General features: G+C 44.2%; 14 protein-coding genes. 5 read left to right on the top strand and 9 right to left on the bottom strand.

Annotated features, from left to right (window positions below; genetic code table 11):
• Positions 1–60: 60 nt before the first annotated feature.
• Genes PSI22_RS06560 through PSI22_RS06550 form a run of 3 tightly spaced genes read right to left on the bottom strand, consistent with a single transcriptional unit; the run spans position 61 to position 3032 of the window.
• Positions 61–1455: a phage tail sheath family protein gene (locus tag PSI22_RS06560; RefSeq protein ID WP_273579072.1), complete on the bottom strand. Its 1395-nt coding sequence runs from the start codon at positions 1453–1455 to the stop codon at positions 61–63.
• A 22-nt stretch (positions 1456–1477) separates the two neighbouring features.
• Positions 1478–2545, bottom strand: coding sequence for a phage tail sheath family protein (locus PSI22_RS06555; protein ID WP_273579071.1), 1068 nt, complete (start codon positions 2543–2545; stop codon positions 1478–1480).
• Between the two features lie 37 nt (positions 2546–2582).
• Positions 2583–3032 (bottom strand): phage tail protein, encoded by a 450-nt coding sequence (locus PSI22_RS06550; protein WP_273579070.1) that lies wholly within the window; start codon positions 3030–3032, stop codon positions 2583–2585.
• A 772-nt stretch (positions 3033–3804) separates the two neighbouring features.
• Here PSI22_RS06550 and PSI22_RS06545 point away from each other — a divergent pair.
• Both PSI22_RS06545 and PSI22_RS06540 read left to right on the top strand, forming a co-directional pair.
• Positions 3805–4068, top strand: coding sequence for a type II toxin-antitoxin system RelB/DinJ family antitoxin (locus tag PSI22_RS06545; protein ID WP_273579069.1), 264 nt, complete (start codon positions 3805–3807; stop codon positions 4066–4068).
• A gap of 3 nt (positions 4069–4071) precedes the next feature.
• Positions 4072–4347: a type II toxin-antitoxin system YafQ family toxin gene (locus tag PSI22_RS06540; protein WP_273579068.1), complete on the top strand. Its 276-nt coding sequence runs from the start codon at positions 4072–4074 to the stop codon at positions 4345–4347.
• Between the two features lie 171 nt (positions 4348–4518).
• Here the strand turns inward: PSI22_RS06540 and PSI22_RS06535 are convergent, their stop codons facing one another.
• Positions 4519–15900 (bottom strand): non-ribosomal peptide synthetase, encoded by an 11382-nt coding sequence (locus PSI22_RS06535; protein WP_273579067.1) that lies wholly within the window; start codon positions 15898–15900, stop codon positions 4519–4521.
• Positions 15901–16991: 1091 nt separating this feature from the next.
• Positions 16992–17522, bottom strand: a complete 531-nt coding sequence (locus PSI22_RS06530; RefSeq protein WP_273579066.1) for an HPP family protein — start codon at positions 17520–17522, stop codon at positions 16992–16994.
• Between the two features lie 176 nt (positions 17523–17698).
• Between PSI22_RS06530 and PSI22_RS06525 the strand changes: the two genes are divergently transcribed.
• Positions 17699–18235: a TetR/AcrR family transcriptional regulator gene (locus tag PSI22_RS06525; protein WP_273579065.1), complete on the top strand. Its 537-nt coding sequence runs from the start codon at positions 17699–17701 to the stop codon at positions 18233–18235.
• A gap of 698 nt (positions 18236–18933) precedes the next feature.
• Here the strand turns inward: PSI22_RS06525 and PSI22_RS06520 are convergent.
• A complete protein-coding gene (locus PSI22_RS06520) occupies positions 18934–19791 on the bottom strand; it encodes a queuosine precursor transporter (RefSeq protein ID WP_038185909.1) in 858 nt (285 codons plus the stop codon).
• A complete protein-coding gene (locus PSI22_RS06515; RefSeq protein WP_273579064.1) occupies positions 19775–20389 on the bottom strand; it encodes a helix-turn-helix domain-containing protein in 615 nt (204 codons plus the stop codon). The genes PSI22_RS06520 and PSI22_RS06515 overlap by 17 nt, the downstream gene beginning before the upstream one ends.
• Positions 20390–20796: 407 nt before the next feature.
• Here PSI22_RS06515 and PSI22_RS06510 point away from each other — a divergent pair, with 407 nt between their 5' ends.
• Positions 20797–21492 (top strand): helix-turn-helix transcriptional regulator, encoded by a 696-nt coding sequence (locus PSI22_RS06510; protein ID WP_038202129.1) that lies wholly within the window; start codon positions 20797–20799, stop codon positions 21490–21492.
• A 22-nt stretch (positions 21493–21514) separates the two neighbouring features.
• Positions 21515–22804, top strand: a complete 1290-nt coding sequence (locus PSI22_RS06505) for a cytosine permease (RefSeq protein ID WP_273579063.1) — start codon at positions 21515–21517, stop codon at positions 22802–22804.
• 43 nt (positions 22805–22847) lie between these two features.
• Here PSI22_RS06505 and iolB read toward each other — a convergent pair whose 3' ends face one another.
• Both iolB and iolE read right to left on the bottom strand, forming a co-directional pair.
• Positions 22848–23678, bottom strand: coding sequence for a 5-deoxy-glucuronate isomerase (gene iolB, locus PSI22_RS06500; RefSeq protein WP_273579062.1), 831 nt, complete (start codon positions 23676–23678; stop codon positions 22848–22850).
• A gap of 59 nt (positions 23679–23737) precedes the next feature.
• Complete coding sequence (iolE, locus tag PSI22_RS06495) at positions 23738–24628, bottom strand: myo-inosose-2 dehydratase (protein WP_273579061.1); 891 nt, start codon at positions 24626–24628, stop codon at positions 23738–23740.
• Between the last annotated feature and the right edge of the window lie 136 nt (positions 24629–24764).

The following is a 24764-nucleotide window of genomic DNA, read 5'->3' as shown; positions in this document are numbered from 1 at the left end:
ATAGGCACTGCCAATACTGTCAATATTGTCAATACAGTGCCTGGTGTTTAATCACGGAGATTACTGAGCAACATCCTGCGTAAATTGCAGAACGATAAATTCAGCCGGTCGTACTGCGGCCAGACCTACTTTCATGATCATTTTGCCTTGTTTGATATCAGCATCAGACATGGTGACATTCTGACCAATCTGCACAAAGTAAGCCTCTTCAGGGCTATTGCCCATCAGGGCATTTTTCTGCCACAGGGTATAAAGATATTGATCAACGGCGGCCTTGGCGCGCATCCAGGTCGGTTGATTATTGGTTTCAAACAAAACAGCGCGCAGCGCCTGACGGATATCGCGCTCAACGGAATTGAATAAACGACGGACAGGAATGTAACGCCAGTCGGTATTATTGGCCTCCACACTCGTGCGGGCTCCCCAAACCATCAAGCCACGGCCGGTAAATGAACGGATGACATTGATGCCCTTGTTATTCATATCTCCCTGCCGTTCATCGTCAACTTTATCAAGCAGACTTTTGACTCCAGTCAGTGCAACATTTGCAGGGGCTTTCCAGACACCTCGGCTGCTATCTGTCCGGCAGTAAATTCCCGCGATGGCCGCGCTCGGTGAAAGGATGAGAGCACTTTGTTGTTCCTCTTGCAGTTTTTCATCAATCCTTTTTGCAATCGATGCATTAGTCTTCCGCAGGTCGGCCAAATTCTTCTGCTTATCCTTACCTGAGTCATCATCATAACCACTGATGCGAATATCCTTATCTTCAGGCAAGAGGGAAAATTTCAGGTCAGTTTGCAGCTGGGGATAATAGGCAGCAGCCTTAGCATTGTTCCCCACCCCTGATACGGATTCGCCATCATTGCTATCTGCAATCAGGAAATAACCCACTTTTTTATCATCCAACAGCGGGAGCAAGGCACTGTAGACTTCAGTTTTATAATCCAGATCAGTTTCCGGACAAACCAGTAGCGTGATATCCCCTTTTTGTTCAATCAATTCAGGGATAACCGCCAGAACTGACTCGTCTTTAACATCATTTAATGGGTAGATGTAGCAAGCTCCGCCTCCATTTTGGAAATAAAGCTGCAAGGCTTGCACGGCTGGCGATAAATTGACTTTCTCAATATCGTGAATCCAGGTTTTTTTATTTTCAGCTTCAGAGAGAGTTCTGGCTTTAGGAGTCTCTTTATTGTCAGTCTCTTCTTTTGTTTCAGGATTAGCTGGAGGTTCAATGCTCGATCTGATCACAATCTCTGTCGTAGGTGCCAGAGAGAAAGCAGAAGTAAACTCAAGCCAGTTGCTGATACGGGCACAGATTTGGGCTGGATTTTCCTTTTTCGGGGTAAATTTTCCGATAAAAACAGGTACAGCCGTTGCGCTGTTGCTGACCGACAATGCAAGGGAAGCATCTTCTTCAATATAAACGCCGGGTGCTTTTAGAGTAGCAGGCATGATAATTCCTCAATCGATATGATTAACGCTGTTCTACATCTTGCGTAAACTGGAGAATGATAAATTCCGCAGGTCGAACAGCCGCCAGACCGACTTTCACAATCATTTGCCCTTGATTAATCTGGTCTGGGGTCATCGTGATGCCTTTGCCAATTTGCACGAAGTAGGCTTCTTCTTCTTTACTGCCCGCCAATCCCCCTTGCTGCCACAGGCTATGAAGATAATTACTGATTGCTGCCCTGACGCGTTCCCAAGTCGGCTGGCTATTAGGTTCAAACATAGCAAAACTCATGGCTCGCTTGACATCCCGCTCAACGGTATTAAACAAGCGGCGCACAGGGACATAGCGCCAATTGTCACTATCTTCCAGCGTTCTTGCACCCCAAACTGTAGTGCCGGTATTGCTGAAATTTCGGATCATATTGATGGCACGACCAGAGTTATATACCCCCTGCAACTCATCCGTGACCAGAAATTCAGGCTCCAAGCCCCCTTTCAACGCGACATTGGCCGGTGCTTTCCACACTCCACGGGATAAATCAACTGCAGCATAAACCCCTGCCATCGCTGCACTCGGTGGAATGGCCGCTTCAGCCCAATCCGCTTTCAACCACGGGTAATAGACCGCAGCAAACTGGGTGGCGGTATACTTTCCTTTCGCCTCTTCTGCCCCGTTAATCGTCAACTCTGTTTCAGATCCATCAAAAATGGCAAATAACCCTTTTCCTGCCTGACATAAAATATCAACTGACGTTTTAATCTCTTCACCCGCAGCCACCAGTAAGGTCACATCATCCAAAGTTGGAATAATTTTTTCTAAGCTCTTAGTTTGGATGAGATAGCAATAGCCACCGCCATTGGCAAAATACGCCCGCAGAGAAACCGCTAATTTATCTTTATTATCAAATTCACCCGTCAAATTAAGATAATCCATCCAGGAATTAATCCGGATTGCAGTATCTTCGTTGATATGTTTGTTTTGTTCATTCACTGCAAAAACAGGAACTGCGGTAGCACTATTTGATACGGATAAAGCCAGGCTATTTAATTCTTCAATATAAACGCCAGGATAACTGGTAACAGTTGTCATAAAACTTCCTTACACGAAATGATGAAATATCAATGCTTCAAACAGCCTGCATGGTTACGCGATCTGCTGTCAGGGTAATTTCCTGCACGGCAATATCATTGCTGGTGGCATCAAATGAAGGTGAAGTCAGTGAGGTTGGGAAGGCATTGGAGACATTCCAGGTCATCAATAATTCAGTGCCTGCGTCATTGGTTAAGCTAATGGTAATATCTTTTTTCTCGACTTGGTTCAGTTGGATAGAATTAATCCAATCAAACAGTTCGGTTTTGCCGGGAAAAACGCCCTTACGCAGGGTGATATTAGTAGGTTGGCGTTGACCCGGCATTTTGAACCAATGACCTGTGCCATCGCGGTATTCAATCGTTTCATAACTAATATCCAGCCCTGAAACACTGCTAAATGGAACTTGCTCATCGCCTACAGAAACAATGAAGCGATAAACAGGAATAGGATATTCAACCGCAATTTGAGATGTACTTGTAGACATAAGGGCCTCTTTTTGAATAACAATGGTTATGATTAGTTACAATTCAGGTATGATGAAAGACAATATATTGAAGAAAGCTACCGCCACAAAATGACAAAGGATCATTTTGAATTTTCTGTTGTCACATAATTCTTACATCGGTAATATCGTGCCGAAAAATCCATAATGAGTACATTGCCAATAATGCATTTTGCTTTTTATGCATTTTGCTTTTTGTGCAATTTCATTTACATCAGAATGAATATAGATATATTATTCGTTGCCTTAATCATATTAATCAGGCATTAAATATAATGAGACAGGAAAAAACATTAATAATAATCTCATCTGATAAAATATATTTAATATAATTTCACCCGAAGTTATATAAAATAAATATACAACAGTAATTAATTTTAATCTTATTGCAATTATATGAAAAATTAATTGTTGAAATTATTTTATATTTTCAATGGAAAATATAAAATAAAATTACATTCAATTAAAAATAAATAAATTCACTTATTATTTCGTTAAAATTAATAATATTAAGGAAATAATTATGTCTTATTATAATAATTTCAAAACACTTGATGATTTAATAATATATTTTACTGTCAATATATTTAATAATATTTATGGCAATAGATTAAATCAGATAGAGATTATTATTGGCATTAAAATAATCGATACGAATAACCAACCGCATTGATCAGTGCAACTTATCACACTATATTTGATTATGTAGCCCAACTGGGCTACGATTAACTATTAACCAAACGGAGGTTTCAACATGGCTGCAAATGCTATTGTTCGTGCTCGTATAGATGAGACACTAAAAAATGAAGCTACTGATGTGCTGGCTAGTATGGGATTAACCGTGTCCGATCTAATACGTATAACTCTGACCAAAGTGGCAAGAGAAAAAGCCTTACCATTCGATATGCACATTCCAAACGAACTTACAGCTGAAACCATTGCCAACAGTGAAAAAGGCGTGGATGTTCATAAAGCGAAAAACGCTGATGATCTCTTTGATAAACTGGGTATCTTATAGACCATGAAACAAAGGGGAATTGAATACTCGGGCCAGTTTCAGAAGGATGTGAAACTGGCTCAGAAACGCCATAAAGATATGGGTAAGTTGAAAGAGCTAATGAGACTCTTAATTAACGATGAACTACCTCTACCAACTGTATACAAGGATCACCCGCTACAAGGCAACTACAAGGGGTATCGGGATGCTCATATAGAACCGGATTGGCTTCTTATCTACAAAATTACTGATGATCTGCTTCGCTTCGAACGAACTGGAACCCACTCTGACCTTTTCTAATTAGAGTGGAACTACGGCAAAGGGGAATAAGCAGAATCGCAGGTTCATACCAAAGTAGAGTTATTTAATTAAGGCCCGGTTCATCAATAAACCGAGCCTGTTCTCATCATCATTCGGCGCAATCAATATACCTGCCATAAAAATCGCGCCGTTTTTTCACTGAAAGTCAGCTCAATCCACCAGCTCCAACACACCTTCAATAATCTGTGATTTCAGTTCGATAATATTGTGGTGGTCACAAGGCAGTGGTATGACAGACAGATGCCGGCAAGCCTGCCCTATCTGGTTATCATCAGCGTGCAGTGCTGCCGGTATTTTTCCCTGCTCGTTTAATTGAGCGTGAAACTCCGGCAACTGAGTCGCTTTAAATAGAGTGACCGGGCTATGTTGTAGAGGTTGCGAGAGCTCATGCTGACAAATCGCATCGTCCGCAGGGCCGGCCTCCAGCGCTCGTACCGCGGCATCCCCTTCCAGCCCCAGCTCCTGTAATAGCATCTGCCGCCAGCTTGGATGTAAAGCCCCCAGACTGACTCGATAGAAGCTGTCCAACAGGTAGAGATGGATATCACGTATCCCTCTGGCTTCCAGTTGTGCCGCAATCTCCAGCGCAATTAATCCCCCCATTGACCATCCCAAAATGCGTACCGGGCCTTGTGTCAATGGCTGATACTGTTCCATCTGCTCCAGATAGAAACTGGCTATGTCAGGCAGTGAAGTGATTAACGGCCGGTGGTACAGGTTGTAATTATCCACGCCCAGACACGTCAGTTTGCCATCCAGCGTTCTGGCGATGTCCAGATAAACTTCACATCCCGCCATAGCCGGATGGATCATCCATAACGTTTCTTTAGCTGAACCGTTATTCAATGGCTGGATCAGTTGATATTCAAGGCTTGCAAGAATGCCACGGATGCTGCGCCGCTTGAACAGTTCCATCACAGTGACCGCCTGCCCCAGCAAGGCCGACATCTGCTGGCAAACAGGAATAGCCAAAATGGAAGTCCCGCCACATTCAAAAAAGTCATCGTTTACACCAACGTGATCCAGCTCCAGCTTCTGCTGCCATAACTGACAGAGTTGCTGCTCCTGTTCGGTCTCGGGCGGTTGATACTGATGCTGTCTTGGCGCGACGTAATTTAACGCCGACAATTGTTTACGGTCTATCTTGCCACTAGCATTCAACGGCAGTTTTGGCAGATGCGTCAACACAGCAGGCACCATATACGGCGGCAATACTTGTGCAAGACGCTGACGCACATCGGCTTCATCCAACGGTTCGTCACTGACATAATAGGCAGCCAGGCTATCAGATAAGCCACTGACTTTAACCAACGCACACTGGCGAATGCCCGGTATTGCCATCAGCGTATTTTCAATTTCCCCCAGTTCTACCCGATGACCATTGATTTTGACCTGACTGTCTATCCGTCCCAGAAATTCAATGTTGCCATCCGGTAGCCAGCGCCCTAAATCTCCCGTCCGGTACAGACGTTCACCACTGATCGGATGATGCAGAAAACGTTCTTCTGTGCGTACCGGGTCTCGATAGTAGCCAATGGCCACACCGACCCCACCGATATACATCTCACCAATGGCCTGAGCGGGTACGGGTTCCAGATCTTTATCCAAGATAAGGAAGTATTGATTAACCAGTGCCTTGCCATAAGGGATGCTCTGGCTATAGCCGGCACCTTGTGGTACTTCGAAGAGAATTGACCACACCGAAGCTTCCGTGACGCCACCACCGCTAAAGACGCGGCAACCGGGGAGCCAGTCACGGCAGCGCGATATATGATTAACCGGTATCCAGTCGCCGGATAACAGAACGCGATCCATCGCCACAGTAGGCCGCTCTGCCAGATTTTCTACTTCCTGCAATAGCAATTCGAACAACGCCGGTGCCGCATTCCAGATCGTGACGCCGTGTTCACGGATTAATCTGAGTAAGGTCTCTGGCTGGTATCGCTGCTCTTCGCTTGGGATCACCAACCTTCCCCCCACGCCCAGAATACCGAACATGTCATAAACCGATAAATCAAAGCACAGGGCATTAAGAGCCAGTAAGGTATCTCCCCGCACAACGTTCAATTTACGGTTGATGTCTATCAATGTGTTGCAAGCCGTGTCATGACGAACAGCCACGCCTTTCGGTGTTCCTGTAGAGCCAGAGGTGAAAATCACATAGGCCAGACTGTCACAGGGGATCGGCACGGGTAATGACATCGGTTGAGGCTCAGTCAGGTGAATGGCACAGCCGTACGGATCAAGTTGAATGATTTCACAGGTTTCGGTTGTCCACGCTTTGCTACTGATCACCAACTGCGTTTCAGTCTGATCAATGATCTGCTGACAGCGTTGCTGCGGCCATGAAATATCAACGGGTACGTAGGCTCGTCCCGCCAGTAAGACGGCCAGAACAGCAATGATCTGCGCCCTGCCTTTGCTTACCTGAATGACGATCAGTTCAGATTGATTACGCGGATGTTGATGGATCTGCGCGGCCAATGTCTGCGCAGCCTGAAGCATTTCGGCATAGCTGCACTGGCCGATAGTATCAATCAGAGCGATGTCATTCGGCTGCTGCCGAGTCCAATCGAGGAGCCCCTGATACAATGGATGACTGTAAAGAGCAGCATTCTGCGTTTCCATCGGCGGCTGCAACAGAGCCATTCTCTCTTCCGGTGAATACAGGCTGATGTCTTGTACCCACTGTTCTGGATGAGCCACCATCTGCATCAATATATTCCGGAGGTGGCTAACCATTTCATCGATGGTTTCCGGCGCAAACAGCGCTTTGGCGTAATTAATGTTGCCGGACAGCACATCATTCCCCTCTTCAAACCCGAAGCTGAGATCAAACTTGGCAACATCATATAACTCCGCCAGATTTTGCATGATGAAAGGGGCATCAACATCCGTCGCTTTCTGTTCCAGCGAAAAAGAGATCTGAAACAACGGATGGCGTGATAAGTCACGGTTTAATTTCAGGAATTCGACCAGTTTTTCGAAAGGCATCTCTTGATGCTGCTGGCAACTGATCGTGTTGGCAAAGACCTGACGGATTTGTTCAGCCACGCTCCATTCTGGTGATATTTGGTTACACAGTACCAACATATTGACGAACATGCCAATCAGTGGCTCCAACTGCGGGTGTGAACGGTTGGCTATCGGGTTCCCGATGACAATATCGTGCTTGCCGCAATACCTGACCAACAGGAGGTCCATGCCAGTCAATAAGACCGCATGCAAGGTCACATCCAATTGGCTCGCCAGTTGCCGCAGTTGCTGGCTTAACTGAGGCGTAAGGGAGAAGAAAGTCGTACTGCCACGATGGTCAAAAATATCAGGGCGCGGATAGTCGCAGGGAAGTTCCAACTGAGGGCAATCCTGCAACTGTTTCAGCCAGAATGGTTTTAGCTGTTCCAGTTTATCGCTGGACAACATCTGTTGGTGCCAGGCGGCATAATCCATATATTGGATGGATAACGGCGGTAGTGCAGGTGGACGTTTATCCAATTCAGCACCATAAAATTCGGCCAACTCCTTTAAAAACACATTCAACGACCAGCCGTCAAAACTGATGTGATGAATGTTGAGCAGGCAGAAATGAGACACATGTCCATCTGATTCTATCCGTTGTAACAGCGTCGCCCGGATGGGATATTCGTGGCGTAAATCAAAGACACGGAAAATCTCCCGCTGTAAGAAATCATGCCACTCATTCGCCTGCACTTCCGCATGGGCAACAGCCAGCGCCTCATCATGGGCTTGCAGGAAAGATTCTCCGTGCTCATCTTGCTCAAAGGTACAACGTAATATCTGATGACGGTGTACCACGGCTTGCAAACTATGAACAAAACTGTCCATCTGAATATCGGTCTGCAAACGGAATAACAGGGGAATGTGGTAAACATTGTTTTCCTGCATTAGCGTTTCGATAAACCAGAGTCGCATTTGTGAAAAAGACAGAACACCACGTTGCAACCCGGCCTGCGGGATCACTTCAAGGTGTGTGCAATTATCAGACAGAAAGGCACTCAGGGATCTGACAGTAGGATGCCGATTCAATGCCGCCAGTGGGATTTCGCACTGCAATGACTGGCTTAAGCGATTACTCAACTGGATAGCCATAATCGAATTACCACCCAGCCGGAAAAAATTATCATCTATGCCGATACGCTCACATTGCAGCAACTCCGCCCAGATATCACAACACTCCTGTTGCAACGGCGTCTCTGCGGCGGTGTATTCCTGCTGTGCATCGGTAAACGTAGGCGCAGGAAACAGCCGGCGATCCAGCTTGCCATTGATGGTCATCGGAATGCGGGGCAATGGAATCAATGCACTGGGTTGCATATAGTTAGGCAATACCTGTGCCAATGTCTGCCGGATCTCGGACGAAAGCTCATTATCGGTTGATGTACTGCTGCTCAATGTGTTGCCGTTCAACGTGTAGTAACAGACGATTTTCGGGGTTTCCTTACCATGAATGATCGCCACAGCTTGATCAACACCGGGAATATTAGCGAGTACGCTCTCGATTTCCCCAAGCTCGATCCGATACCCTCGAATCTTCACCTGACTGTCATTACGGCCGAGATATTCCAATGATCCATCATCCAGCCAGCGCACAATGTCGCCCGTGTGATATAAGCGTGAGTGATCTGAATGCTGCTGGAATGGGTTAACGACGAATTTTTCGCGGCTCAATTCCGGTTGATTCAGATAACCACGTGCCAGTCCCGCACCGGATAGGAACAATTCACCGGGCGCACCCACCGGCAACGGTTGCAGACTGCTATCCAGCACATAAGCCCCACACTGTGCTAACGGCCTGCCGATATTACACGCACCATTATAGTGATAAGGGTTGACGGTGCAGCAGACACTCGTTTCAGTTGGGCCATAGCAGTTAAATACATTACGCCCCTGTGCAGCATAATGATCCAATACGTCCTGAGAGGAGGCTTCACCGCCCACCGCCAGCCATTGCAGACTATCCGGCAGCGTCGGTTTGAGTTTGAGCAGCACAGGCGGCAACATCGCATAACCAATCTGCCACTTCTGCAACAACGTTTGCAATTCCTGCAAGTCATAACGCTGCGCGTCAGAGGCCACCACCAGCGAATGTCCACCCACAAATGCCGGGAAAATTTCCATCAGATGGGCATCAAACACGATGGAAGCAAATTGCAGGAAGCGCATGCCTGACTGCGTCATTTCCATTCGGGTAAACAGACTGCGCGCCATAACAGCAGAACCCCGGTGTTCCACCAGCGTACCTTTCGGCTTGCCTGTCGTGCCTGATGTGTAAATCACATAAGCCAATTGCCTTAGATCCACCTGCGGCAACCGCGATTGTATCTCGTCTGTGGCCTCTGAATCGGCCAATTCGCTCAGGTATAGCTGTTGTAGATCGGGGCGTTCAAACAGCGGTGCCAAATCTGGCTCAGTCAGTATCAGCTTGATTTGGCTGTCTTGTAAAATGTAACCCAATCTCTCTGCGGGAACATTGGTATCCATTGGCACATAGGCAGCTCCGGCTTTGAGGATCGTCAGCAAAGCTACGATCATGTCGATACCGCGTTCGCAACACAGACCAATCAGTTCACCGGCAGCTAATTCACGCTGGAAAAGACGACGATAGGTAGCCCGCAGCCGAACGGCCTGACGTGATGAGAGATCATCCAGTTCTTGATAGCTTAATGTCCGGTAATCATCCATTAACGCCGGATTTTGCGGTGTTAATCGCGCCTGCTTTTCCAGTAAACCATGCAGCGTCATCGGCTCCCAGGTTTCTGAAGCCGCAAAAGCCCACTCTTCCAACAGTTGCCGACGTTTGTCATCACTCAGCGCCAATAACCGCTGATGAGGATAATGAAGATGGGAAGGAAGACGAGCCAGCAATACCCCCAACATCTGCAAAATGGCGTTGGCACGTTCAGCATCAAGGCAATTCTGGTTATAGGACAGAGATAGCGTCAAACCTTGTTCTACATCACCCTCAGCAATCAGGTTCAAGGGGTAGTCGGTCGTATTGTCACTGGTAGCCCGCAGATTGGCTCGCAGGGTATCTAATTCTGTCATTGGATAATTTTCATAGACAAAAATAGTTTGGAACAGCTTTTCACCCGCGGATTGTAATTCGACCAGTGGCTGATAGCTGTAAGTATCCAAATCAATCATGCGTTGATGAAGCGTGCGAAGCTGTTGCAGACAGGTCGATTGCTGTTCCCAGTCCATCACCAGTGGCAAGGTATTGATGAATAACCCGACACTGCTCTCTATACCTGATACGGGGTGGTTACGGCCAGACAAGGTAATACCCACGATGGTCTGTGATTGTTGGCTAAACAGATGCAATAACTTGTGCCAGGCGAACTGAAGCATTGTATTGAGTGTCAAGCCATGATTGCGGGCGGTTTCCTGTAATGACAAAGTTACTGCATAAGGTAATACCTGACGCACTACCGCCTGAGTATCAGGCGTTTCATTACCGGAGGTATTCCGTGCACCACGAGCCAGCAACAGGGAAATATCCGTACTCTCCCAATGCTGAGTCCCCAATTCCTGCCAGTGATGACGGCACTCTGCAACCTGACTGGCGTAATAACGCTGGGTCGCCAGATAAGCTGTATCAATGCAGGTATCGGGCATTTGTCCCGCCTGTAGCTGCTGATAAGTGCGATGGACATATTCCAGCAGTATCTGGCTGCTCCAGCCATCAATAATAATGTGATGACTGGTGTGGATCAGGCTGTATCGGTCGGCGGCCAATTTAACGAAGCAAACCCGCATCAGCTCTGGTTTATTCAGTTCGAAAGATTCGTGGTATTGTTGCTGACAAAGCGCAGCCAGTGCCTGCTCCTGTGTCGGACTGGCACTGAAATCATGGTATTGCCATAATAATTCAGCCTGCCTGAACACAATTTGCTGTGGCTGTTCCTGCCAGTCAAAGCCTGTACGCAACACCGGATATCGTTGCTGGGCGTATTCCCAAGCGCGGTAGTAATCATTCAGATCGATCGGTTGTTCATAATCCAGGACAAACTGAAAATGGTAGGTCGAGTTATCGGGATAACTCAGATAATGATGGATAAATCCTTGTTGCAGACTGTTGGCGGGATAAGCAACCACGGGTGCCAATCCTGCCGGTAATCGAGCCAGTAATGCAGCATCAATCCCATCGTCCACTGTCTGCTGAATCTTACTGGCTGATGGTGCCATCGTGTCGATAAGCGATATCAAGGCTGTTTGGAAACCGTGATCTAACTGAGCAAGCTGCGACTGGCTGAGTAAGCCATCCCAACGATAATGCAGCTCTTGGCCGATAAGCCAGATATTGAGGGTAAGCAAACCAGAATCAACATTGCGCGAACTGATGGTTTGTCCGGCCGATTCTGCACTGATCTGCCAATCATTTTCAGGTGCCTGTAACTGCCCCAGATAATTGAATATCACCCCAGGATATGGCAAAGACAATGCCGACGCCTCAGCCCCCAAATGACATAGTGCCCCGTATGAAATGCCTGAATCGGGTACGCCGCCAAGGATGGCATGAACTTGCTGCAATGAAATCGCCTCTTCACCCTCAACAGAAAAATGCAGAGGATAAAGAGCCGTAAACCAACCCACAGTACGGCCAACATCCAACTGTACCGATGGCAGATGGCGGCCATGACCTTCCAGAAGCAACGTATGGTTTGCTATTCCACTAAGATGACCCAATGCGTGCAGGAGCGCAGTCAGCAAGACTTCATTAGGCGCAAAACTTGCCGCACCTGTGGTCACATCCAGCAGTCGGATACTGGCGGCAGGGTCTAAAGATTGTTGCAGGAATTGACGAGTATGGCTGGCCTCCAATAATGGCCGGTAATCAGATTGTGAAACACATTGCTGCTGCCAGAATTCACACTGAGATTCAAAGCCGGAAAGCTGTTCAGTCAAGGCAGTCTGCCATTGCCGATAGCTGGCTGTTTTGGTGCCGAGATTTTTACCATGATAAAGCTGTTTTAAATCATCAAGCAGGATGCGCCATGACACGGCATCCACAATCAGATGATGCAAGGCACAGTAAATGCGGGCTGAACCATCTGGATATCCATCAATATAGGCAAAACGCCACAGTGGGCCAGCCGTAATATCGAAATCACTTTGCCAGCTATCCAGACAGTCATGGAATGCGTCATCGGTCAACGGGTCATAATGGCAAATTTCCAGCGCCGTTGGTGCTATCTGGTTGATATCCAGATAAAGCTGGCGTTCAGCAGGAATAAATCTGGCTCGCAGCATATCGTGCCGTTCCACCAGTGCCTGAATCGCTGTTTCCAGTTTCTGCGGTTGTAAAGGCGGCACCCGAATCAAAAAAGCCTGATTCCAGTGATGAGGTTCAGCAAACACCTGCTCGAAAAACCAATGCTGAATAGGATGAAGAGGAAAATCACCCTGTAGTATTCCCTGTTCGGAATGCATCATCTGGGAATCAGGAGTGGCGGCCAGTTGTACCGCCAGTTCAGCAATCGTGCGGCATTGATATAATAGTTTGGTGCTGCATGGCAACTGCTGGCGGCGCATTTCTGAAACCAACCGGATAGCGGAAATGGAATCGCCCCCCAGATGGAAAAAGTCGTCATCAATCCCTATTTCGTCCAAACCCAGAATCCCGTGCCAGATGTTTTGCAGCCGGTGTTCTAACTCCGTTTCTGCGGCACGATAAACATAGCGGCTCTGTTTAAAATCTGGCTCTGGTAACGCTGCTGCATCCAACTTGCCACTAATCGTCATCGGCAGCGATGCCAGTTGCACGAATGCAGATGGCATCATGTAATCCGGCAGGGAAAGCTGCAAAGTACGGCGTAGGTTATCTTCGTTTAAGGTCATCTCTGACACATAGTAGAGCACAATGTGCGAGCGATCCTGACCGCGTACCTGCGCTGTGCATTGACTCAGCCCGGATACCGCAATAAATACCTGCTCAATTTCAGCCAGCTCAATGCGATAGCCATGAATTTTTACCTGAAAATCCTTGCGTTCCAGATATTCCAGTTCCCCATTCGGCAACCAACGCGCCTGATCTCCCGTGCGATAGAGCCGCTGATCATCGGTGTGTTGAGCAAACGGGTTGGCAATGAACGCCTTGGCTGTTAATTCCGGCTGCCCCAAATATCCTCTGGCCAGCACGGCGCCAGAGAGGTAAAGCTCACCGCTCATGCCCATCGGGACTAACTGCAACTGCTCATCCAAGACATAAGCCTGAATGCCGGGAAACGGACAGCCAATATTTTGGGCACCATCCCACTGATAATGGTGCATAGTGACACATACGCTGGCTTCCGTGGGGCCATAGGCGTTGAATATCCGCCGTCCCTGCATGGCGTAGTGATCCAGAATGGCTTGAGGTGTTGCTTCGCCTCCCACCAGAATATTTTGTAACCGGGCAGGCAACGCCGGTTTTGTTTTCAACAGAGTGGGAGGGAAAGTGGCGACTTCAACCTGATAATTTTCGATTAATTTTATCAGCAGGTCAGGATCATGACGCTCTTCTTCTGAAGCAATCACCAATGTGTGACCAAAACACAGTGCCATAAAGGTTTCGAACACATGAGCATCAAATGCCAGCGAAGCAAATTGCAACCAGCGTTGTGGCCGTTCAATACCCTCAATCACTCTGGCATATAGACCATCCAGCATGAGCAATACCCCGCGATGTTCCAGCAAGGTTCCTTTCGGACGGCCTGTCGTGCCAGAAGTATAGATGGAGTAGGCCAATGAATTCGGCTCTGAGGCTGCTTGCAGAGCCCTGTCTGGCTGATCACGATAATCATCCCTGTCGTTTCCGAATGTCAACAAAGCCAGATTTTGCCCGTAATCGCGCAATATGGGCTGATGTGTCATATCTGTAATGGCCAGCCGGGATTGACTATCGGTCAGGATATAGGCCAGCCGTTGCGTTGGGACTTGCGGGTCAAGAGGCAGATAAGCCGCTCCCGCTTTCATCACCGCCAACATGGCAATCACCATATCAACCCCACGATTCATAAAAATCGGCAATAGGGTGTCCGGGGGCAGTGATTGTCCTGTCGCTTGCAGATAGCGTTCCCGTATTAAATGAGCCAGTTGGTTACTACGTTGTTCCAATTCCGCATAACTGAGTTGCTGCTGATTATCAATCAACGCGATTTGTTGTGGATGCAGGCAAGCCTGCTGTTGGAATTTTTCATGAATCGTTGTTTCGGGAACATCACCCTGTTCTCCCTGATGACCGCATTTCAGTAAGGCCATACGCTGATCCGGTGTCAGCAACGGAAATTGTCGGATCGGTTTTTCTGGATTTGTCAGGGCATTAACCAGGAGTTGCTGGAACTGTTCGGCCAAGGCAGTAATTTGTTCAGGGTGGAAACGGCGGCGTGGATAGCGGATACGGAAAGACCATTGATCACCTTGCTGCTGATATTCCAGCGCCCATTCTGAATCCGCTAAGTCGTTGTCGAAACGATGATTGTAATGGACTTCACAATTCTCCAATTCCAGACAGAAATCCTTGAAATGGGCTTGATTCACGACGACATTTAACTTACGGATAGGTGTTAAAGGCAACACCTTAAAAAGTGGCCAATATGAGAAACGCAGGCCGGAGGGTGTCTTCAATGATGAGGTGTAATGTAACGTCTGCTGGTAAAGCGCAGCAAAGCTGACCGTATCATCTAGCTGTAAGGGAAAAACAGCGGTGTTGATTTGGGCACCCAATGAAAGCGATTCTCCTCCTGTCACGGCAACCGGATAACTGACGTGAACCTTTCCATCAGGCATATATTGGGCAATCAATGCCGCCCACAGCGTTTTGAACACCAGAAATGGCGTACAGTGCCGCAGAGAACGCTTAAGCTGCTGCCAATCACTTAATGGCAGATTGAAACGAACCTCTCCCACTAATTCTTGTTCATCTTTCGCCGGCTCTGATAAATAAGGCAACGGGTTAGTTGCTGCCACTTCCGTCAAACATGTTTTCCAGAACTGTTCAGGCTGATGTTCTTCCAGTGTTTTTATCTGTTGACGATATTGTGCAAATTTTTCGTCAATTTGATCCAGTGTTAGAGGAGTGTGGCGCAGGGGGCGCTGATTATAGAGATCCGATATGGCGTGATAAAACTCTTCGGTACTCCCGCCATCGACCACAATATGGTGCAGTACAATGACTAATTGAAATTGTCGCTCTGTCTGTTGAAATAACCCAAATCGAATCAGTGTCCCTTGCCTTAAATCAAAGGGCTGTAAGGCAAACTGACGCAGTTTTTCTTCACTGTCAAAAATTTGTAGGGTATTAAGACTATTCGAACTCGGTTTCCAATATAATTCACCATTTTCTTCATCAAGCTGATATTGAAATAATGGATATTGATTCATCAATCCCTGTATAGCCGATCTCAATTTACTTTCATCCAAATCGCCTTGGATAGTTTGATCCATAACCATATTGTATTTAACTGAATCAGGTTCAAGAATCCATTCATTCCAAAATAGGCGTGTAAATGGCGAGGCCAGAATGTTATCCATATCGATACTCCCTTCGGATTTATTATTAAATAAAAATTTGCTTACCTGACCGGATATCAGGTAATGACTTTTTGAATCAGTCCTGGCGATAAATTGGAAAAGAAATGCCTCAGCTACCCTCATACCTAAATTGGCTGATAGATAGATATCGTGAGTTATCGTCGTTATCGGAGTTTTTAATTAGGCAGGCATCCTGCTTTCGAGACATATTCAGCCCACTATTTGATTAAATATGGTCTCTTACTGCCTCTTTTTTATTAGTCTTCGTCCTTGATATAGCGGTGCATAGAATTGAAGGTTGCCCTAGTTACTCAATTATTTTTTTGAAAATAATTGATTATATAAATAGTAACAAATAGAAAATTAACTTATAGTTATTAATAAATAGCATTTCGAACGGTAATAATTTTATTATTCTGCATAGCGGAGTTAATTCAGAAGTAAATAAATAAAATTCAAATATTAATAGATGCTTTTATTAAGTTGAAATTTAACTAGCAAACAACTTATTCGCAAAAATATACTTTCATATCAAAATTAAATAAATATCATTTTAAATAACACAACAGTCATAAAATATTTAGCAATATAAACAAAATAACCATTTTTATGTATTATAGACATCATGATAATATTAACTAATTATAAAAATAACATTTGTTACTATATATATAGGTGATTTTTAGAATGAGAATTACAACATGGAACAACAAACAATAGAATTGTTGATATCGCACCATCAAATTCATCTCTGCTCAAGAGAATTTGACGAACAGTGATATCAATGAGAGAGGGGGAAATAAGATACTTAGGGAGGGAATAAAATAGCCTATTTGGATAATGTGCTTTACATCTGCCAGTTATTTACTTTTTTACCGGCATCAGGAATTTAAACATCATTTTAACAAACAGAAGTAAAATTCGCCCAATAGCATATATTCTTTAACCATCAGGCGAAAACAGAGAATATTAAATATTAATCCAATTTATTATCGTGCTATATAGCACAGTTAAATAAATCAACAAACCATATTTAAATACCTATTAGTATCAATAAAAGCAGAATAAAATAATCACTCTTCGAATGAACGTCAGCTATCTTTTCTTTTGGTAAAACCATACCAATATAATGGCCAACCGCTTTCTTTTCCTAGGTTATTAATAAAAGATGCAATAATGACCAGTGCCAGGCTCCCCGTTAATACAGGCGTTAAAAGAAAATCAAAACCCACGGCCTCTTGCCCTGCGAGAAGTACCACTAACGGATTAGCCCCCGCAGGCGGATGAACTACCCGAAATAACTGCATCAGCATAATCGCAATGCCTACTGCCAGAGACATCACAATCATGGAATTGCCCAATGTATATAGTGCGACAAGCCCCACCGCCGTAGTGAGTAAATGCCCACCAATGACATTCCGTGGTTGAGCAAGCGGAGAAGTGGGTGCCGCAAACAAAATGGCACATGTCGCTCCAAAAGGCGCCATTAACCAAGGATATTCCGTCGCTTGGCTTAAATAACTGAGCAACAAGATCCCCAAAAAACCGCCTGATAATCCTTTCATTAATTGAACAAGATCCGGCTTAGACGGTAATCCACCTCCTCCCTTCAATTTACTCATGTTTTAGTCTCCATATGATTCGTTTGCGATATGACTCAGTCAATGTGATACTCTAAGTGTACAGTTCTGTACACATGCAGCAAATGGTACAGATCTGTACACTTAAAGGCAACGTTCGATTTGTCAGGAATATGGACGATCATTAGAACTAATTAGAATAAACAAGAAAAAATATTATGAGCAAAGAAGAACATATCTTAGATATCGCTGAATCCCTGTTTAATGAATTCGGCTATAACGCGGTGGGAGTCGATTTGATCCGAGATAAGGCGAATGTGTCAAAAACATCCATGTACCGCTATTTCGGTTCCAAAAACAAACTGATAGAGAGTATGTTAATCAGACGACATAAGAGGTTTGAAGAGGAACTCAATACGGCGGTATTCGCCACCAAGGGAACGGAAAATAAGCTGAATGCTATCCTTGACTGGCACTTCTCATGGTTCAGATCAGCCGATTTTCAAGGATGCTTATTTATGCACGCTTTAGCCGAGTTTAAAGGCCACGATGAGCTTATTGTCAAACAGGCTCAACGGCATAAGATGTGGTTAAAATCACTCTTATTTTCCATTTTCTCTGCCAATCAGACGGATGCAGAAATCAAAACAGAAGCCCTGATGACATTTATAGAAGGGATGATCGTTAGAGCAGAGTTTGGCGAAATGACAGGCCACGAGGAGATCTATCGCCTATCTGCCAAGATGCTAGCTTAAATGTGTTTTCTGAGAGGGTACCCTTATCTTTCAAGTCACTGCGTTGTTAGCGGCGTTAACTTGCCTCTGAACGGCAGATTAAAATCCATTGGGTATAGTAGATTGTTCAGTCCCTTAACCAAAAAATCTGGTTAAGGGACTGACTATTATAAGAATAAAAAATGTACTAATATTCTGGTGTTGGGCGAATAGAAATCATCTATTCAAAATAATGAAAATAATTTGTCTGTTTAAAGGGAGGTCAGACTTCCCTTATCAGGACCCAGACAAAAAACTTAATTATAACTTATATTTTAACGGTTAAATTAATACACCAGACACACGCTAAAATCAACATATAAAAACATAAATGTTGATTTTAGTGATGAATATTCGTGTCATTATTTGATGCCTCATGAACAAAACAACAAATAAAATACAATATCTAATTGATATTTAATTAAATTTTTCATATTGGCACAGAAACCATTCTGTGCAACAAAAGACAAGGTAAAGCACCCGCCATAATGGATAGATAACATGAATATGTGTAGGGTTACTGTACAAAAAATCGAAATAGCAGCAGTATCACAATAACGGAGTGAATGACAAATAGTGACACATAGCAAAAGTGTCAACCCATCACTGAAGACGATGCAAAACAAAATAAGACAGGGTTTTATCAAAAAATGGCATGGAGAAGTTCCCCATGCCATTCATTAATTTGCTGTTTTACCAACCCACCGATTAAATAAATAACGTGAGCCGTAAGCAGGGAAAATATTAAATAATGCAAAGAATATTTTAATTAAAATCTGAACAAGCATCATGACAACAATTTGATTTACAGGCAGTTTTCCATAGAATGCGATGAAACAGAAAACAAAACTGTCAAGAATTGATGCGATAAAGGTACTAAAAAATACTCTTAACGCTAAAAATCGGGAGTTTGTCATATCCTTCAGCTTACATAAGATATAGGAGTTGACAAGCTCTGAAACTAAAAATGACAGTGAAGAAGCAAAGATCGCCGATAAAATATGATTCATCAGGGCATTGTACTGATCATTTAAATCCCAGCTTGCGATGGCAGGTAGACTTGTCGAGATACTCAGCAAGGATACAATGATCAGATTAGAAGCCAATGACATATATATCGCTTTTCTTGCTAGCCTGAATCCATAGAATTCACTCAGTAAATCAATGACTAAAAATGAAAAAGGATAAATGAAAGTACCTGGGGTAACAATGATATCAAGATAATCAATGTAAACGGGTTTAGCTGCCGCTATATTACTGAAAGTGTAGAAAATTGTCAGTAGTAACGCGAGAAATGAATAAACAACCCAAGATTTTTCATTACGTTCTTCAATTTCATAGACTGAGGGGACATTTGGAAAGCTAGAATATATCTTTCTATAAAGTGATTTTATTTCGTGATTGTCTAGATCGTCTGCTATTTCACTTTTCTCAAGCTCCTTTACGTTTATTTTTAAAACTTTTCCTGTTGATAAAATTAATACATTCGCTGTACTATCTTGGCTGTTAAATCCCAGTAATTTATATTTTTTTCCCATATCCGAACCGCTCTTCCATTATATCTCCAATCACCATCAAATTTGTCGTAACTTCACTATTAAACTCTTTAATATGAAACAGTTGCTGTCTTTGATCGAAACATAACTTTGGATTATTGTTCTGGTAATTACCTCTTTTGATTATTAATAAATCACCAGCATTATATTTACCCGGAAAATCATTCTCAAGTAGAATAGCAATGATATTCGGGCCAGAACCAAAATAATAAGTGAGTTTTCTTTCAACAATAAGCGAACCGATTTTACTGTCAAAAAACCCAGGGATAATACATGCAGATTGCATAAATAGCGGAACGGCACAGGGGTTCATGTTTCCTTCATAAGAAACAATGGCATCAATGCGTTCTTTTTCTGCAATATCGATCGTTTCTATCTCTCTATACGACACCCCAAAAAAGTTGGATACTTTCTGTATCGTTGAAGAATGAACGTTTTGAACTCTCCCATCCAGAATATTATAAATAGTCGTGCGGTTAAGCCCGGTTCGATCACAGATCGATACCCTGCTCTCCCCTCTGGAATCAAGTAAGTATTGCAAATTTTTTCTCAGGTGTTCCATTTTTTGTTTTTTATACATATCAACGCCTAGAAAAATATATAACCAATTAATTTACATGACTTTTTAGGATAAACACTTTTTGTTGGGTCTGGAAAGAGTGAAAAATACCCTTGTCGTAAAACATAAAAAGTGATAGCAATTTATTTTTGAACAGAATTATATAATAATACTATAAAACTATCGTATATAGAAAATATTGCATCAATAGGTTATATTTTAATAGACACCCTAAGAAACAGATAATAAAAAACCGTAAAATAGTCAAAAAATAGAGGAGATATCGATTATGTTGATATTTTTTAGTTTAAATACACCATTTTTCAAAAAAAATTAGTATTCATACATCAGAAGTTAATAAGTACATAAATACAACTGTTATTATTTTTAATATAAAATTTAACATATATAAATTATATGAGATAAAAATGAGTTTTTCCTATAAAAATAATGAACCCTATCTCAAGGGATTGATCGCCATGATGGAGCATCTAAGCGATCCTTGGGGCATTAAGGATTTAGCGTCCCGACATATCTATATGAATAAAGCCGCTTATCTTTACACCAACACACCAGAAGATTTTGACATAGAGGGTAAGCTTGACTGTGAATTTCCAACACATTGGTCTGAGGATCAATTTTCACAAGACCTAAAAGAACATGACAGGAGAACTGAAGAATCTAAAGACAAAGTTTCTATCATCGAGACACATTATTGGTATGGAAAAAACAGTTTAGCTCCTTTCATCAGTGAGAAATTCCCGGTGTATAACGATAAGAAAGAGTGCATCGGGATAGTTTGGAATGCCAAACCAATGAGTACTCTCTCCCCTCTAAAATATATTAATCGCCAAAAACCAAGCGTTCTCACTACAGAAGCTACAACAGATCTATTTACCAAAAGTGAACTGGATACCATCTTTTTTATGTTGCAAAGACGTTCAAATAAGGAAATCGCCCAGATATACAATGTTAGCCATAAGACGATAGAAAACAGAATATACACCATCTATCAGAAGGCTAATGTCCACTCCATCCAGCAATTTGAAGAATTTTGTAGGCACTTTCAATTAGATAGCTATATTCCTGAACGCCTCATTGAAAAAGGCGTCCTCTTTATCTAAAACAAATCGAGGAACGATGATAGTGCTCAAAATTGAACACTGTCCATTAAGCCGAGTGCCACAAAATCAGCGCTTATCCCTGCTGTGTGTGGCCGTCGTTCATATGGGCATGTTAACGGCATTGGATCAGTTTATGCTTGGTGCTGTACTCGGCAACTCGATGACTCTGATCGATGCATTTATTGCCGTTTTTATCGGCAGTCTGATCTTTGGCGTTGTCACTTTCGGACTAGGATTTGCGGGTATGCGCGAAGGGCTGTCTGGCAGTTTGCTGGCTCGCTGGTGTGGCTTTGGCCGAATGGGTTCGGTGTTAATCGGCCTTATCGTTGCTGTCAGCTTACTGGGCTGGTTTGGTATTCAAAATGCTATTTTTGCCAAGTCTCTTAATTTTGCCTCTGGTAATAAATTGGGATTTGGCTGGGCGGCAGCAATATCCGGCACGTTATTAACAACGCTGGTCGCTTTTGGCTTTAAGGCATTGCGCTTTACCGCCAGAATTACAGTTCCCTTGTTTATTCTACTGGTCGCTTATATCTCAACTATCGTGCTATCAGGCAAAGCAGGCCAGCCTCTGCATGAAGTAATAAACCTGCCCCATTCTGGAGAAACGCTATCCATTAGTGCCGGTATCACAATTGTTGTAGGTGGTGCGATTGTTGCCAGTTTGATGACCCCCGATCTGACTCGCTATACCAAATCAGGCAAGCATGTTTTTGGCATGACACTACTGACCATCATCGCAGGAGAGTTTGTAATTAATGGGCTGGCGATTCTAATTGCAAAAACACTGAATACGGCGGATGTCGTCACTATTATGTCGCAAGCCGCGGGTGGAGCAGGTTTATTAGTTGTCGTTTTTTCGACATTAAGGGTCAATGACTTAAATCTGTACTCTTCTTCATTGGGAATTATCAACGCCGTAGAAGGCATCGCAGGCAAAAAACTGCGTTACCCGCCAACAACTGTCGTGATCGGCGTGTTAGGCACTTTGCTTTCCATTTTAGGTATTCTAGACCGATTTGTAGATTTTCTGACTATACTTGGCGTCGTATTCCCGCCAATTCTTGGAATTATGCTAGTTGATTACTATATCCTGCGTACCCATCGCAAAGTGCTGGACGAAAGTCGGCAGAAAGGAAACCTTCCTAATGAAACACCCACCATCGGCTGGGCGGCTATTATCGCCAGTATTATCGGCTGCATTGTTGGGTTAGCGACGGAATGGGGTATACCAACAATTAACTCATTATTGATGGCGAGTGTGACTTATTGGCTATTTAAGATAGCCTTTAGCCGCCGCTCTCTGCCATAACCACTTATGCTATTGCTCCCCATCAGGGGAGCAATTTGCCAGCTTAACGGCGGGTATGTTTTTCCGCATACGCTGCACCATTAACCCACTGATGGTCTTTTTCCCATGTAAATAGCCATTTACGGCTAGGACCAGCCATCACATTCAGGTAATAACTGTCATATCCGGCAACAGTCGCCACGGGGTGATACCCTTTCGGCACCATGACAACATCTTTGTTATAAACCGCCATCGTTTCATCCAGCGAACGGTCATCCGTATAGACACGCTGTAAACAAAAACCTTGCGATGGATTTAACCGATGGTAATAAGTCTCTTCCAAATAGGTTTCCTGTGGTTCGTTATCAGTGTCATGCTTGTGGCTGGGATAAGAACTGGTACAACCTTCGTCTGTATACACTTCAACAACCAGCAGGCTATCCGCTGATTTGTCATCTGGGAGGATGTTATGGACATAGCGACGGTTATTTCCGTTTCCTCGCTGTTCAGCGTTAATATCCTTCGGCGCAATCAAGCGAGTGGGATAGTTCCCCTTGCCTTTCGCCTGACAGACAGCCAGTTCAAGATCAGTCTGCGCGATAATTTCTATGGATTCATTCGGCGCAACGTAAACCGCATAAGGTTTTTTACGTTCAAATGGATTCATACGCTCACCAATCTGTTCAAATCGCTGCAAAGGAGTGATTACAGTGGCTTTTCCCGCGACCAACACTAAACAGGTTTCTTTTTCCGAGGCGGGCAATGTGATGGACTCTCCTGCGTTCAGTTCATAAACAGCAAAGTAGACATATCCCCAGTTTGCTGTTTCTGGCGTGATATGCTGTGTACGTTTGTCCTGATCAGGCGCATGGTATTTTGACAGTAGCTTAGACATGTGACCTACCTCTATGCCTATGTTTATGCTTAGAATTAATGCGATTAAAATGTCAGCGTTTAAATCAATCCGGCGTCTTTCGCAAACCGGTGCAAGTTATTATATCCGAGCGTAGCGTAAGTCAGTGGATGGGCAATCGTGGGGTCCTGCTCTGCTTCTACAACTAACCAACCGTCATAGTGGCTAGCCTTCAATACATTGAAAATAGCAGGATAATCAACACAACCATCACCTGGCACAGTAAAGACGCCACTCAACACCGCGTCAAGAAAGCTGGTTTTACGGTTTTTGACATCTTTCAACACATCTGGGCGAATATCTTTGCAATGAACGTGATTGATACGTGCACACCAACGTTTTGCCACAGCCAGCGGATCGTCTCCCGCAAAGGTCAAATGCCCGGTATCCAGCAACAAGCCGACTTCTTCACCTGTATACTCCATCAAGTAATCGACATCCTCCGCACTTTCAATCACGGTTCCCATATGATGATGATAAGCAATCTGAACGCCTTGAGACTGAGTATAACGAGCGAATTCCGTCAGTTTTTCGCCATATTCCTGCCAGCGTTCGACTGGAAACCATGGCCTCAGGTGCACCGCTTTTCCCTGATCACCATGTATACAGTCAGTCACTTCGGCAAATACCATCACAGTAGCACCCAATTCGCGTAGCAGGGTCAAATGCGGCTGAACGGCAGCAATTTCTTCTTCTACACTGCGCGTCAGCAAGTTACCGGAGTACCAGCCAGACACCAGTTCCAAATTATGGGAAGCCAGTATTGGCTCCAAGATCTGAGACTGACGGGGAAATTTATTACCCAGTTCAAAACCAGCAAATCCCGCCTGACGTCCTTCGGTCAGACAAGTTTCCAGTGGGGTTTCTGCGCCCAGAGAAGGCAAATCATCATTAGTCCAGGTCAGAGGATTAATGCCAAGTTGAACAGCCATGATGGATCTCCTGTAAGATGAAAAATCGGTAAGGTTTTATTTTTTATCTACTTGTTTTTACTTAATTCGCTTTTATCCACGTTGACGCCAGTAACTAATCAGATTGTGGTAATTCGTTTTTATCTGAAGAATGAGG

The sequence above is a fragment of the Xenorhabdus aichiensis genome (assembly GCF_028598775.1).
Classification (GTDB): domain Bacteria; phylum Pseudomonadota; class Gammaproteobacteria; order Enterobacterales; family Enterobacteriaceae; genus Xenorhabdus; species Xenorhabdus bovienii.
Note: the sequence above shows the minus strand (reverse complement) of the source record. Positions and strands in the feature narration are given on the sequence as shown.

Bases quoted from the DNA above. Each gene is read 5' to 3' on its own strand.
- PSI22_RS06530 (WP_273579066.1), bottom strand. From the start codon at position 17,522: ATGAGTAAATTGAAGGGAGGAGGTGGATTACCGTCTAAGCCGGATCTT.
- PSI22_RS06520 (WP_038185909.1), bottom strand. From the start codon at position 19,791: ATGGGAAAAAAATATAAATTACTGGGATTTAACAGCCAAGATAGTACA.
- PSI22_RS06535 (WP_273579067.1), bottom strand. From the start codon at position 15,900: ATGGATAACATTCTGGCCTCGCCATTTACACGCCTATTTTGGAATGAA.
- PSI22_RS06540 (WP_273579068.1), top strand. From the start codon at position 4,072: ATGAAACAAAGGGGAATTGAATACTCGGGCCAGTTTCAGAAGGATGTG.
- PSI22_RS06510 (WP_038202129.1), top strand. From the start codon at position 20,797: ATGAGTTTTTCCTATAAAAATAATGAACCCTATCTCAAGGGATTGATC.
- PSI22_RS06545 (WP_273579069.1), top strand. From the start codon at position 3,805: ATGGCTGCAAATGCTATTGTTCGTGCTCGTATAGATGAGACACTAAAA.
- iolE (WP_273579061.1), bottom strand. From the start codon at position 24,628: ATGGCTGTTCAACTTGGCATTAATCCTCTGACCTGGACTAATGATGAT.
- PSI22_RS06560 (WP_273579072.1), bottom strand. From the start codon at position 1,455: ATGCCTGCTACTCTAAAAGCACCCGGCGTTTATATTGAAGAAGATGCT.
- PSI22_RS06555 (WP_273579071.1), bottom strand. From the start codon at position 2,545: ATGACAACTGTTACCAGTTATCCTGGCGTTTATATTGAAGAATTAAAT.
- PSI22_RS06515 (WP_273579064.1), bottom strand. From the start codon at position 20,389: ATGTATAAAAAACAAAAAATGGAACACCTGAGAAAAAATTTGCAATAC.
- iolB (WP_273579062.1), bottom strand. From the start codon at position 23,678: ATGTCTAAGCTACTGTCAAAATACCATGCGCCTGATCAGGACAAACGT.
- PSI22_RS06525 (WP_273579065.1), top strand. From the start codon at position 17,699: ATGAGCAAAGAAGAACATATCTTAGATATCGCTGAATCCCTGTTTAAT.
- PSI22_RS06550 (WP_273579070.1), bottom strand. From the start codon at position 3,032: ATGTCTACAAGTACATCTCAAATTGCGGTTGAATATCCTATTCCTGTT.